Genomic DNA, 11,812 nt, shown 5'->3' with positions numbered 1-11,812 from the left:
CATGACCCTGTTGCGACGTGAGCTCGGTGACGTCCTCCGCGAGCGCCGGAGGGCCCAGGGGCTCACCCTGCGCGAGGTCTCCGCCACGGCGTCCGTCTCCCTCGGCTACCTGAGCGAGGTGGAGCGCGGCGAGAAGGAGGCCTCGTCCGAGCTGCTCGCCTCGATCTGCGGGGCGCTCGACCTCCCGCTCTCCAAGGTCCTCATCGACGTCTCCAGCCGGATGGCCGAGTCCGAGGGTCTCGCCACGACGGTGTCGCTGCCGGTCCCCGCGGCGGACGTGGTGTCCGCCTCTGCTGCGTGACCCGTACTCTTCTGCCGTGATCTCCCCGTCCTTCGACGATCTCGACGCGCGCCTCGACGCGGTCACCCGCAACGGCGGAACGGTGTCGGTGTGGCTGGGCGACCTCGACGGTCGCGCCCGCTGGACCCGCGACGCCGGCGTTCCCCACTACGCGGCCTCCACGATGAAGCTGCCTCTCGTCGTCGCCTTCGAGCGGCGGGTCGTCCGCGGCGAGCTCGACCCGGACACGCCGGTCGAGGTCCGGAACCTCTTCCACTCGGCCGCCGACAGCTCGCCCTTCACGATGGACGAGGCTGACGACCAGGACCCCGAGACGTGGGCCGCGGTCGGAGGGACCCGGACGTTGAGGCAGCTCGCCGAGCACGCGCTCACCCACTCGGGCAACCTCGCGACCAACCTGCTCCTCGACGCCGTGGGCCGCGACGAGGTCGCCGTCGTGCTCGCGGCCGCCGACTGCTCGCCGGCCACCGTCGTCGCCCGCGGGATCGAGGACGTCGCCGCCCGCGAGGCCGGGCTGACCAACACCGTGACCGCGGCCGACCTCGGAGTCCTCCTGTCCGCGGTCGCGCGTCGTGACGAACGGCTCGGGGGCGAGGCGGTCTGCGGACCCGTCGAGGAGATCCTGAGCCGCCAGGTCTGGCGCGACCAGATCCCCGCGGGCCTTCCCGAGGGGACCTGGACGGCCAACAAGACGGGCTGGGTCACCGGGGTCTCCCACGACGCCTGTCTCGTCCGGCCGGCCGACCGCGACCCGTTCGTCCTCGTCGTCTGCACCACCATCGACCTCGGCGAGGAGGACGCGGCTCGGCTCGTCGCCTCCGTCGCCCGCGACGTGTGGGCCACGGTCGCTCTCTCCGGCGAGCCGGCCGGGCCTGCCGTAGCGTCGCCCGCCGAGCGGTCGGCCTGACCTCGCCGGCAGGCCACCGAAAAGACCCACCCCACTCCCGAGAGACGAGGCACGCCACCGTGACCCGCATCGAGAGTGTCACCACGACGACGTCGTCGGTGCCGCTCCACACCCCGTTCGTCACCGCCCTGCGGCGGACCGAGACGGTCGACACCGTCGTCGTCGAGGTCACCGACAGCGACGGCCGCACCGGCTGGGGCGAGGCGCCACAGGTCTGGCAGGTGACGGGGGAGTCGCTCGCGAGCGCGACCGCCTGCATCGAGTCGATGCTCGCGCCCGTCCTCGTCGGGCACCCGCTCGACGACCGTGACGACCTCGCGGCCGCGGCGGCGCAGGTCCAGCGGGCCGTGGCCCGCAACTTCGGCGCGAAGGCCGGCATCGACGCCGCCCTGCACGACCTCGTCGCCCGTGCGGAAGGAACCTCGGTGGCGGCGCTCCTCGCAACCGCGCCCAGCGGCATACCGCATGCTCTCGAGACCGACGTCACGCTCTCTGCGGGTGCGGCCGATGCGCTTGCCGAGGCGGCGCGCGCTCGCGTCGAGGGCGGCTTCACGACCCTCAAGATGAAGGTCGGGACCGACGCGGCCACCGATGTCGCGCGCGTGGCTGCCGTGCGCGCTGCCGTCGGCGACACCGTGGCGATTCGGCTCGACGCCAACCAGGGGTGGTCCCGGGAGGACGCGGTCACCGTGATCCGCGCGATCGAGGACGCCGACCTGGGCGTCGAGTTCGTCGAGCAGCCCGTCGTCGCCGACGACGTCGAAGGACTGGCCTGGGTCCGCGAGCGCGTCGGGGTGCGGATCATGGCCGACGAGTCATGCTTCGGACGGCACGACCTCGAGCGGATCATCCGCCTGGGCGCTGCCGACCTCGTCAACGTCAAGCTTGCCAAGTGCGGTTCCCTAACGGTCGGGAGGGACCTGCTCCGCCGCGCCCACGAGGCTGGTCTCGGCACGATCGTCGGCTCGATGATGGAGAGCCACATCGGCGTCGGCGCCGCCGCGGCGCTCGTCGCCGCCGAGCCGACGTCCGAGGTCAGCGACCTCGACGCGGCCTGGTGGTCGACCGCATCGCCGGTCCGTGGCGGGATCAGCTACGACCGCAACACGATCCGTATGCCGTCGGGCCCGGGCAGCGGCATCGACGGCTGGGCGGCCTCGCCCGCCTCCTGAGCCCGGTAGCCCGTCGAGTCGCCCTGATGCGCAGACAGGAGAAGGGCCCCGCCGGAGCGGGGCCCTTCTCCGGTTCGAGCGTGGTGGGTCGTCCGGTCAGTTGGCGACGACGCGGAGCGAGAACGTCGCCTCGGTGCTGCTCGTCGCGCTGACGGTGAAGCCGACGGCCTTCATCGCCTCGACCGCGGCACGGGCGTCGCCGTCGATCCCGTCGAGGTAGCTCTTCTCGATCCGGTCGAGGTTGACGAAGAGCGCCAAGTTGTCCTTGCTCACGTCGCCGACTGCCGAGGTGAACGCGTCGCTCGCCCCGAGCTTTCCACCCTTCTCGAGCGCGGCAGCCCACTCCGGGGTGGTCGCGACGAAGAGGTGGTCACCCGTGACCTTGTGCGTCAGCACCCCGGTCCCGCCGGTGGCATCCTCGACCGTGCTGATGACGTCGTCGGCCCGGGTGGCGTCGCTCGAGACGACCTTGGCGCCCATGGTGATCTGCTCGCCGCCCAGGTCCTGAGCGGGCATGGCGAGGGTGAGGGAGTGCCCGAGCAGGGCCTTGAGGTCGTCGGGCAGCTTGAGGCCGAAGGCGTCCTCGATGTCGGCGACCGGGTCTGCGCCGCCGTCGGCGCCGGCCAGCTGCGCGATCTGCTTCTTCAGGGCCGGCCAGTTCTTCTCGATGGCTGCGTCGGCGTCCGAGATGTGCAGGGCGGCAGCCGTGTCATCGGGAAGGCTGGCCATCTCGGTCCCCTTCGACGTGGGCGCCTTGACGTCCTTGGCCCCGCGGACGATGCCGGAGAGCTCGATCGACGCGGGCTCGAAGCGGAGGGCAGCAGCGAACCGGCCCGCGGAGCCCGCGGTCTCGTCGGCCTTGAGGCCGCCCAGAGCCCCGAGGCCGCCCAGGCTCGTGACGTCGGGACCCAGGTTGGAGATCTCCTTGACGGCTACGGCGGAGTCGGCCCACATCGAGGCGATGCCCTGCTCGCCGAGCGCCGCCATGTCGCCCTGGAAGGTGGTGTTGCCGGCCAGGGTGCCCTTCTCGATCGCGGCCATGGTCGCGTCGCCGGTCCCCCCGGGCATGACGAGGGCGTAGCCGTCCTTCGTCCGGACGTCGGTGGGGGCGCTCGTGTCGCAGGCGAACAGCTTGGTGAGAGTCTCCTTGGCCGCCGCCTCGTCCGAGACCTGGACGGCGACGGCGAGGTTGGGTCGATCGGCGGTGCCGCCGGGACGCACGGCGAGCCCGGCGCGCTCGCCGAGCCAGGGCGCGATGTCCTTGTCGTAGTTGAACTTCGCCAGGCAGCCGTCGCTGGAGCTCTTGGTCGCGAGATCCCACAGCTGCTTGCGGCCGTCGCCCGCTCCGAATGCCTTGATGTCGGGCAGCTTGCTCAGGAAGCGCACCGCGGCCACCTTCTGGCCCGCGGACGGGTCGACGTCGAGGCGCAGGTAGGCGAACGCGTCGCCCGGCAGCACCTCAGCCGGCTGCGCGCCGCCGCCGCTCAGCTGCTGCGCCGCGTAGACCCCCGCGCCCCCGAGGACGAGCAGGCCGGCCAGGCCGCCCGCAACGATCGCGGTCCGCTTGCCGCCCCGGCCCGAGGCCGGAGGGGTGGTGGAGGGGTCGTCGGACAGGGCGACGCCGGCCGCGGCGTCCGTCGAGTCCTCGGGACCGGAGCTCGCAGCGGGTCCGGCCGATCCGGCTGATCCGGCGGCGTCGGGGGAGGGCTGCTGGTAGGAGGACGTCGCGTCGTCGCCGGCGCCCGGCTGCTGAGCTGCGGTGCCGTCGGTCTGTTGAGTCATGAGGTTTTCCCCTGAAGACGTGGTCGAGCTCGCGGCTGTCGCGAGCCCGAGCGAGGCTACCGGCCACCTCCGACGTCGAAGGCGTCGAGCGGTAACACTTCGACGACGATTCGCTGCCCTCCCGGGATGAGGCCGTGGCCGCGGACGGTGGCAGACTGCCGGTGTGCGCATGAGCCACTTCTGGACCCTGCTGGAGGACGAGTTCGGCCCGACGTATGCCGGGTCGCTCGCTCGCGACCACGTGCTCGGTGCCCTCGGCAACCGGACGGTTCTCCAGGCCCTCACTGACGGTGAGCCGCCACGTGCCGTATGGGACGCCCTGTGCGAGGACATGGGTGTGCCCGAGGAGCGCCGGCTCGGACGCTCGACGCGCGTCGCCCGTGGTGCCCCCGGCGGGCAGGGCCGATGACGGCCGCGAGCTGGGAGCGGATCACGCTCCGGCTGGGCGACATCACGACGGATGCCGAGGCCGACGCGATCGTCAACGCCGCCAACTCCTCGCTTCTCGGGGGTGGCGGCGTCGACGGTGCCATCCACCGGGCGGCTGGACCCGAGCTCCTCGACGAGTGCCGCCTCCTCGGCGGGTGCGACACGGGTGACGCCAAGCTGACGGGCGGCGGGCGCCTGCCCGCGCGGCACGTCATCCACACCGTCGGCCCCGTCTGGCGTGGGGGCCACTCCGGCGAGGCCGACCTGCTCGCCTCGTGCTACCGACGCAGCATCGAGCTCGCTGCGGTCGCCGAGTGCTCGGTCGTGGCCTTTCCCGCGATCTCGTGCGGGATCTACGGCTACCCGGTCGACGAGGCCGCCGGAGTGGCCGTGCGGGCGCTGGCCTCCGCCCTGGACCGGCACCCGACGGTGCTCGACGTGCGTTTCTGGCTCTTCTCGGAGGGCACGCACCGAGCCTTCGCGGCCGCCCTCGAGAACCTTGGTGCCTGACGATCCGGCACGTGCGAGGGCTGGTGCCGCGCGCGGCGTGTCGGTGCACGCGTCGAACATCTGTTCGGTAGGGTTGCCCACAGGTGGGGCGCCGCGAAGACATCGTCCACAGGCCGTCTCGTGGGTCAATCCCGATGTCGGTGCCGCCATCTAGCGTCTGACCCGACAGCACAGCTCAGGACGAGCCGTGCCTGGAGGGTCGCAGGTAGACGACCGCAGCGCAGACGGCAGATAGGTGACCGACATGGCATCGGTGCAGGACAAGGACAAGGCCCTCAGCTCGGTGATGGGCCAGATCGAGAAGAGCTTCGGCAAGGGCGCGGTCATGCGCCTCGGTGACGACATCCGTCCGCCGATCGAAGTGATCCCGACGGGGTCGATCGCGCTCGACGTCGCCCTCGGCATCGGCGGTCTGCCGCGCGGTCGCATCATCGAGGTCTACGGCCCCGAGTCCTCCGGTAAGACGACGGTCGCGCTCCACGCGGTCGCCAACGCGCAGAAGGCCGGCGGTATCGCGGCGTTCATCGACGCCGAGCACGCCCTCGACCCCGACTACGCCAAGAAGCTCGGGGTCGACACCGACGCGCTGCTCGTGTCGCAGCCCGACACGGGCGAGCAGGCCCTCGAGATCGCCGACATGCTGATCCGCTCGGGCGCACTCGACATCATCGTCATCGACTCGGTCGCCGCCCTCGTGCCGCGCGCCGAGATCGAGGGCGAGATGGGCGACAGCCATGTCGGCCTGCAGGCCCGCCTCATGTCCCAGGCGCTGCGCAAGCTGACCGGTGCGCTCAACAACACCGGCACGACGGCGATCTTCATCAACCAGCTCCGCGAGAAGATCGGGGTGATGTTCGGCTCGCCCGAAACGACCACCGGCGGCAAGGCGCTCAAGTTCTACGCATCGGTCCGGCTCGACGTGCGTCGCATCGAGACCCTCAAGGACGGCACCGAGCCGGTCGGCAACCGGACCAGGGTCAAGGTCGTCAAGAACAAGGTGTCTCCGCCGTTCAAGCAGGCCGAGTTCGACATCCTCTACGGCCACGGCATCTCCCGCGAGGGTGGGCTGCTCGACATGGGCGTCGAGCACGGCTTCGTCCGCAAGGCCGGCGCCTGGTACACCTACGAGGGCGACCAGCTCGGTCAGGGCAAGGAGAACGCCCGCAACTTCCTCAAGGACAACCCCGACCTGGCCGACGAGATCGAGAAGAAGGTCAAGGAGAAGCTCGGCGTCGGTCCCCGGGTCGACCAGCCTGCCGACGTCGCGGACGTGCCCGTCGAGTTCTGATCGTGGTGTCGGCCTTCGACGGCCTCGACCGTGAGCCTGCGGAGCCGGGGGTCGAGGACCCAGACCTGCACGAGCGGCTGGCCCGCGCCGCGGCAGCCCTGGCGAGAGCCGAGGGAGTGGTGGGGGCGCGAGCAGGCTGGCCGTCCAGTGGATCAGCCCCGGTCTGGGCCCCTCCACCTGCCGACCCCGCAGCCACCCCGACGGAGGCCGACCCAGACTCGGTGGCGCGCGCCATCGTGCTGCGGCAGCTGAGCCTGGCTCCCCGGAGCCGGGCCCAGTTGGAGAAGAAGCTGCGCGAGCGTGGGTGCGACGACGACGTTGCCAGTCGAGTGCTCGACCGTCTCACGGAGGTGGGCCTCATCGACGACGAGGCCTATGCCGAGATGCTCGTCCGCTCGAAGCAGTCAGGCAGGGGTCTCGCGCGCCGAGCCCTCGCCCACGAGCTGCGCAAGCAGGGGATCGACCAAGAGATCGCCGACGAGGCGCTCGGCCAGGTCCGGTCCGACGACGAGCGGGCGCGGGCGGAGCAGCTCGTCGCCAAGAAGATGCGGACGCTGCACGGCCTCGCGCCCGAGGTCCAGGCGCGGCGACTCGGCGGGATGCTGGCCCGGAAGGGATACTCCGGCGAGATCGCCTGGCCCGTCATCCGCGACGCCATCGACGGCGCCATCGAGCACCAGCGCGACTGACCGTGCCGTGCGACCCCGTCCACGGCGCGACCCGGCGGTGCCCCCGCGAGCAAGCCCGGCGGCATACGGCCCTTCGTGACGTCGGGGTCGTCCCGCTCCGGATGCCGCGAGGGGGTGAGGACCATGGCGGTCCTCACCCCCTCGGGTGCTCAGCTCAGGCTCAGGCCTGGGACGGGGCCTGAGCGATCGCGGAGACATCGAACTCGAGCTTGACCTTCTCGCTCACGAGGACGCCACCGGTCTCGAGGGCGGCGTTGAACTTGAGGTTCCACTCGGTGCGGTCGATCGTGGTTCCACCCTCGAAGCCGACGCGGGTGTTGCCGAACGGGTCCTTGGCCGAGCCGGTCTCCTCGAAGGGGATCGTGACGGACTTGGTCACACCGTTGATGGTGAGGTCGCCGGTGATGTTCCACTCGGTGCCATCGCGCTCGACGTCGGTCGAGACGAACGAGATCTCGGGGTAGTTCTCGACGTCGAAGAAGTCGGGGGTCTTGAGGTGGCCGTCGCGCTGCTCGTTGCCGGTCGTGACGCTGGCGGCCTGGATGAGGACCTTGACGGAGGAGTTGGCCGGGTTGGCGGTGTCGACGTGGGCCGTGCCCTCGTAGGTGCCGAAGTGGCCGCGGACCTTCGTGACCATGGCGTGCCGGGCGGTGAAGCCGATCGTCGTGTGCGCCGGGTCGAGCACGTAGTCACCGGAGATGTCGTCGATGGCGACGGAGGCGCTCTCGAGCGTGGTGTCGTCGGGCGTGGTGCGGTTGAACAGTCCCATGAGTGCGATTCCTTCGGTTGTATTTGAACTTTCAACGATCATGAGGGTAGGTCGTTGAATTGTCAAGCAGTTTGGACAACGTCGCTGGCGTCCCACGTATTCCACCGCGTCTCGGCGCACGTGACCACCCGAGGCCCAGTGGGTGACCACCCTCGTGCACGGGCCACGGCGCGATGACGGCGCGTTCCCGGCTGGCGCGGGCGCGCACGGGGAGGCCGTACCCTAGACGGTGCGATGAAGACCTATGACGTGCGCACCCACGGGTGCCAGATGAATGTCCACGACAGCGAGCGCCTCGCCGGCCTGCTCGAGACCGCCGGCTACGTCGACCTCGCCAGCCTGCCCGCGGGGGAGCGCCCCGAGGTCGCGGACGTCGTCGTCTTCAACACGTGCGCCGTGCGCGAGAACGCCGACAACAAGCTCTACGGCAACCTCGGCCAGCTGCGTCCCGCCAAGCAGAAGAACCCCGACATGCAGATCGCCGTCGGCGGCTGCATGGCCCAGAAGGACCGCGGCCTCATCGTCGAGAAGGCGCCCTGGGTCGACGTGGTCTTCGGCACCCACAACATCGGCTCGCTCCCGGCCCTGCTCGACCGCGCCGCCCACAACCGGCGGGCCGAGGTCGAGATCCTCGAGAGCCTCGAGGTCTTCCCGTCGACGCTGCCGACGCGCCGCGACTCCGCCTACAGCGGCTGGGTGTCGATCTCCGTCGGCTGCAACAACACGTGCACCTTCTGCATCGTGCCGAGCCTGCGCGGCAAGGAGCAGGACCGCCGCCCCGGCGAGATCCTCGCCGAGATCGAGGCCCTCGTGGCGCAGGGCGTCGTCGAGATCACGCTGCTCGGCCAGAACGTCAACACCTACGGCGTCGAGTTCGGCGACCGGCTCGCCTTCGGAAAGCTGCTCCGGGCGTGCGGCGAGGTCGAGGGGCTCGAGCGGGTCCGGTTCACCAGCCCGCACCCGGCCGCCTTCACCGAGGACGTCATCCTCGCCATGGCCGAGACCCCCAACGTCATGCCCAGCCTCCACATGCCGCTCCAGTCGGGCTCGGACAAGGTCCTCAAGGACATGCGCCGCTCCTACCGCAGCACCAAGTTCCTCGGGATCATCGACCGGGTTCGCGACCACATCCCCGATGCGGCGATCACGACCGACATCATCGTCGGCTTCCCGGGCGAGACCGAGGAGGACTTCCAGGGCACGCTCGACGTCGTCCGCGAGGCGCGCTTCTCGAGCGCCTTCACCTTCCAGTACTCCATCCGTCCCGGCACGCCCGCCGCGACGATGTCCGATCAGGTGCCCAAGGAGGTCGTCCAGGAGCGCTTCGACCGGCTCATCGCACTCCAGGAGGAGGTCAGCTGGGCCGAGAACCGCCTGATCGAGGGCCGCGAGGTCGAGGTGCTCGTCGCCCCTTCAGAGGGACGCAAGGACTCCGCGACGAAGCGGATGTCGGGCCGTGCCCGCGACAACCGGCTCGTCCACTTCGCCGTGCCGGAGGGCGCCGAGGTGCCGCGGCCCGGTGACGCCGTCACCGTCGGCGTGACGTACGGCGCGCCGCACCACCTCGTCGCGGACTCCGGGATCGAGGGCGGGACGTATGCCGTCCGGCGCACGCGCGGTGGCGACGCCTGGTCGGCGCTCCAGGACGTTCCCCACGGTTCGGGGAAGCCCGCGGTCAGCCTCGGGATGCCCTCGATCGGGCGCCCGGCGACAAAGCCGGTCACGCCGGCCTGTTCGGTGCTCTGAGCCCTCCTGGCCGGCTGGGGCGATTCGGGAGTGAGCACGGCTCCGTGCTTGACTTGGCCCATGTCCGTGCGTCCCATCGTCATCACCGGTGAACCTGTACTCCACCGGTCAGCAGCCCTCGTGACGGAGTTCGACGACGACCTCCGCACCCTCGTCGCCGACATGGTCGAGACCAACGACGCCGCCAACGGCGTAGGACTCGCCGCACCGCAGATCGGGGTTGGCCTGCGCGTCTTCATCTGGAAGATGGCCAACGACGACGGCGTGCCGGAGTCGGGCCACATCATCAACCCGATCGTGACGACCTCGCGCATCCCGCAGGAGCGCCCCAACCCCGACGAGGACACCGAGGGCTGCCTGTCGGTCCCGGGCGAGGCGTTCCCGCTCAAGCGGGCGGACCGGGCGCACGTCGTCGGCTTCGACCTCGACGGCAACCGGCTCGAGTTCGACGCGACGGGCTGGTTCGCCCGCTGCATGCAGCACGAGTACGACCACCTCAACGGCACGCTGTACGTCGACCGCCTCGACGAGCGCCAGTCGAAGAAGGCGCGCAAGGCCGTCAAGCGCAACGGCTGGGGCACCCCCGGTCACACGTGGCACCCCGGCGTCGACCCCGACCCGTTCGGCCACGGTGAGGACGACCACGCGGACGAGCTCGTCGGGTGACCCTGCCGGACGACCTCGGGACGGTCGTCGCCGTCGTGGGTCCGACGGCATCCGGCAAGTCCGACCTCGCGCTCGACCTCGCGGAACGTCTGGCGGGTGAGGTGGTCAACGCCGACGCGATGCAGCTGTACCGCGGCATGGACGTCGGCACGGCCAAGCTGCCGCCGAAGGAGCGGCGCGGGATCCCGCACCACCAGCTCGACGTCCTCGCCGTGACGCAGGAGGCCACGGTCGCGGCATACCAGGCTGCCTCGCGCGCCGACATTGCCGCCATCAGGGGCCGCGGTCGCACGCCGCTGCTCGTGGGCGGTTCGGGACTCTACGTCCGCGCGGCACTCGACCGCCTCGACATCCCGCCCACCGACCCGGCGGTCCGTGCAGAACTCGAGGCCGAGTCCGAGCGGGCCGGCGCGGCAGCCATGTACGAACGGCTCAGAGAGGTCGACCCGGCAGCAGCCGCGCAGATCCAGCCGGCCAACGTGCGCCGGGTCGTCCGAGCGCTGGAGGTCATCAGGCTCACCGGCCGACCGTTCAGCGCATCCATGCCGATCCGTGAGTTCGTCTCTCCCACAGTGATGCTCGGTCTGCGTGTTGCCCGCGAAGTCCTCGACGAGAGGATCGACCGCCGCACCGCGCGGATGTTCCACGACGGCCTCGTCGACGAGGTCAAGGCCCTGCTCGCGCACGGCCTGCGTGACGGTGTGACGGCCAGCCGGGCGATCGGCTACAGCCAGGCCATCGCGGTCCTCGACGGCGCGACGTCCATCGAGGAGGCGATCGAGGACACGGCGCAGGCCACGCGGCGCTATGCCCGGCGCCAGGAGTCGTGGTTCCGGCCCGACCCCCGGATCACCTGGCTGGACGCGACGGACGGCAACCGCGACCGGCTGGTGGAGCGCGCCCTCGAGGCGATCGCGGCCGCATAAGCCGCTGCGCGCGATCGGTCGCAACAACTCCACCCGGGCGGAGGTTGGTGGGCGTTTCGAGGCGGATTACCGCAGCAACTCCGCCGGGGCGGAGGTCCTGTGCGGTGCCGGTGCCGATCGGCCGCAGCAACTCCGCCGGGGCGGAGGTTGGGTGGGAGAGCCGGAGCGGAGGGGTCTTCCCGATCAACAACATGACTTGATAATGTTCGCAACTGAACAAGACGTTGTGGAAAGGTCAGCCCATGAGTGTGCCGCTCTACCAAGCCAAGGCGGAGTTCTTCAAGACGCTGGGTCATCCGGCGAGGATCCGGATCCTGGAGCTGCTCTCGGAGCGCGACCATGCCGTCCACGAGCTCCTCGAGCGCATCGACATCGAGCCGAGCAACCTCTCCCAGCAGCTCGCGGTCCTGCGACGCACGTCGCTCGTCACGTCGACCCGGCAGGGCGGAGAGGTCGTCTACTCGGTCAGCGTCCCGGAGGTGCGCGACCTGCTCATGGCGGCACGGAGCATCCTCTCCGGACTCATCACCGTCCGGGGCGAGCTCGCGCCGGAGCTGACCGCGACGACCACATCGTGACGGGGGCGCTGGGTCGGTCGCGTCCGAGCACATGGGCCCTGGAGCAATG

13 protein-coding genes are annotated in these 11,812 nt (G+C 70.7%); 11 read left to right on the top strand and 2 right to left on the bottom strand.

From position 1 onward, the window contains the following. The first annotated feature begins 1 nt into the window (after position 1). The 3 genes from N865_RS01395 to N865_RS01385 are packed head-to-tail and all read left to right on the top strand — an operon-like array spanning position 2 to position 2,380. Positions 2–301: a helix-turn-helix domain-containing protein gene (locus tag N865_RS01395; RefSeq protein WP_034800667.1), complete on the top strand. Its 300-nt coding sequence runs from the start codon at positions 2–4 to the stop codon at positions 299–301. Positions 302–317: 16 nt separating this feature from the next. Next, positions 318–1,208, top strand: a complete 891-nt coding sequence (locus tag N865_RS01390) for a serine hydrolase (RefSeq protein ID WP_051509806.1) — start codon at positions 318–320, stop codon at positions 1,206–1,208. A gap of 59 nt (positions 1,209–1,267) precedes the next feature. After that, on the top strand, positions 1,268–2,380 hold the full coding sequence (locus N865_RS01385) for an enolase C-terminal domain-like protein (RefSeq protein ID WP_034800665.1): 1,113 nt from the start codon (positions 1,268–1,270) through the stop codon (positions 2,378–2,380). Positions 2,381–2,476: 96 nt separating this feature from the next. Here the strand turns inward: N865_RS01385 and N865_RS01380 are convergent, their stop codons facing one another. Beyond that, on the bottom strand, positions 2,477–4,162 hold the full coding sequence (locus N865_RS01380; protein WP_034800663.1) for a DUF3352 domain-containing protein: 1,686 nt from the start codon (positions 4,160–4,162) through the stop codon (positions 2,477–2,479). A gap of 169 nt (positions 4,163–4,331) precedes the next feature. Here N865_RS01380 and N865_RS01375 point away from each other — a divergent pair, with 169 nt between their 5' ends. The 4 genes from N865_RS01375 (at position 4,332) to N865_RS01360 (ending at position 7,078) form a co-directional block, all read left to right on the top strand. Next, a complete protein-coding gene (locus N865_RS01375; RefSeq protein ID WP_084327855.1) occupies positions 4,332–4,571 on the top strand; it encodes a DUF3046 domain-containing protein in 240 nt (79 codons plus the stop codon). Next, positions 4,568–5,101 carry an O-acetyl-ADP-ribose deacetylase gene (locus N865_RS01370; RefSeq protein WP_034800660.1) on the top strand — a complete coding sequence of 178 codons (534 nt, stop codon included), beginning with the start codon at positions 4,568–4,570 and terminating at the stop codon, positions 5,099–5,101. Before N865_RS01375 ends, N865_RS01370 begins: the two co-directional genes overlap by 4 nt. A gap of 244 nt (positions 5,102–5,345) precedes the next feature. Next, complete coding sequence (recA, locus tag N865_RS01365) at positions 5,346–6,389, top strand: recombinase RecA (RefSeq protein ID WP_034800779.1); 1,044 nt, start codon at positions 5,346–5,348, stop codon at positions 6,387–6,389. A 2-nt stretch (positions 6,390–6,391) separates the two neighbouring features. Further along, positions 6,392–7,078: a regulatory protein RecX gene (locus N865_RS01360; protein WP_245603623.1), complete on the top strand. Its 687-nt coding sequence runs from the start codon at positions 6,392–6,394 to the stop codon at positions 7,076–7,078. A 160-nt stretch (positions 7,079–7,238) separates the two neighbouring features. Here N865_RS01360 and N865_RS01355 read toward each other — a convergent pair whose 3' ends face one another. Next, positions 7,239–7,847, bottom strand: a complete 609-nt coding sequence (locus N865_RS01355; protein ID WP_034800658.1) for a YceI family protein — start codon at positions 7,845–7,847, stop codon at positions 7,239–7,241. Between the two features lie 234 nt (positions 7,848–8,081). On the opposite strand from N865_RS01355, the gene miaB reads away from it, so the two are divergent. The 4 genes from miaB (at position 8,082) to N865_RS01335 (ending at position 11,763) form a co-directional block, all read left to right on the top strand. Further along, on the top strand, positions 8,082–9,593 hold the full coding sequence (gene miaB, locus N865_RS01350) for a tRNA (N6-isopentenyl adenosine(37)-C2)-methylthiotransferase MiaB (protein WP_034800656.1): 1,512 nt from the start codon (positions 8,082–8,084) through the stop codon (positions 9,591–9,593). A gap of 60 nt (positions 9,594–9,653) precedes the next feature. Further along, a complete protein-coding gene (gene def / locus N865_RS01345) occupies positions 9,654–10,259 on the top strand; it encodes a peptide deformylase (RefSeq protein ID WP_034800654.1) in 606 nt (201 codons plus the stop codon). Beyond that, positions 10,256–11,185 carry a tRNA (adenosine(37)-N6)-dimethylallyltransferase MiaA gene (miaA, locus tag N865_RS01340; protein ID WP_034800652.1) on the top strand — a complete coding sequence of 310 codons (930 nt, stop codon included), beginning with the start codon at positions 10,256–10,258 and terminating at the stop codon, positions 11,183–11,185. The genes def and miaA overlap by 4 nt, the downstream gene beginning before the upstream one ends. 242 nt (positions 11,186–11,427) lie before the next feature. Next, the gene (locus tag N865_RS01335) at positions 11,428–11,763 is read left to right on the top strand and encodes an ArsR/SmtB family transcription factor (protein WP_034800650.1); all 336 of its coding nucleotides are present in this window, start codon (positions 11,428–11,430) and stop codon (positions 11,761–11,763) included. Positions 11,764–11,812: the final 49 nt, after the last annotated feature.

It is taken from the genome of Intrasporangium oryzae NRRL B-24470 (genome assembly GCF_000576595.1).
In the GTDB taxonomy this organism is placed as follows: Bacteria; Actinomycetota; Actinomycetes; order Actinomycetales; family Dermatophilaceae; genus Intrasporangium_C; species Intrasporangium_C oryzae.
Note: the sequence above shows the minus strand (reverse complement) of the source record. Positions and strands in the feature narration are given on the sequence as shown.

What these genes read in the sequence shown, in the direction of transcription:
- recA (WP_034800779.1), top strand. Translation starts at nt 5,346, where the DNA reads ATGGCATCGGTGCAGGACAAGGACAAGGCCCTCAGCTCGGTGATGGGC.
- N865_RS01370 (WP_034800660.1), top strand. Translation starts at nt 4,568, where the DNA reads ATGACGGCCGCGAGCTGGGAGCGGATCACGCTCCGGCTGGGCGACATC.
- N865_RS01335 (WP_034800650.1), top strand. Translation starts at nt 11,428, where the DNA reads ATGAGTGTGCCGCTCTACCAAGCCAAGGCGGAGTTCTTCAAGACGCTG.
- N865_RS01395 (WP_034800667.1), top strand. Translation starts at nt 2, where the DNA reads ATGACCCTGTTGCGACGTGAGCTCGGTGACGTCCTCCGCGAGCGCCGG.
- def (WP_034800654.1), top strand. Translation starts at nt 9,654, where the DNA reads ATGTCCGTGCGTCCCATCGTCATCACCGGTGAACCTGTACTCCACCGG.
- N865_RS01355 (WP_034800658.1), bottom strand. Translation starts at nt 7,847, where the DNA reads ATGGGACTGTTCAACCGCACCACGCCCGACGACACCACGCTCGAGAGC.
- miaB (WP_034800656.1), top strand. Translation starts at nt 8,082, where the DNA reads ATGAAGACCTATGACGTGCGCACCCACGGGTGCCAGATGAATGTCCAC.
- N865_RS01380 (WP_034800663.1), bottom strand. Translation starts at nt 4,162, where the DNA reads ATGACTCAACAGACCGACGGCACCGCAGCTCAGCAGCCGGGCGCCGGC.
- N865_RS01375 (WP_084327855.1), top strand. Translation starts at nt 4,332, where the DNA reads ATGAGCCACTTCTGGACCCTGCTGGAGGACGAGTTCGGCCCGACGTAT.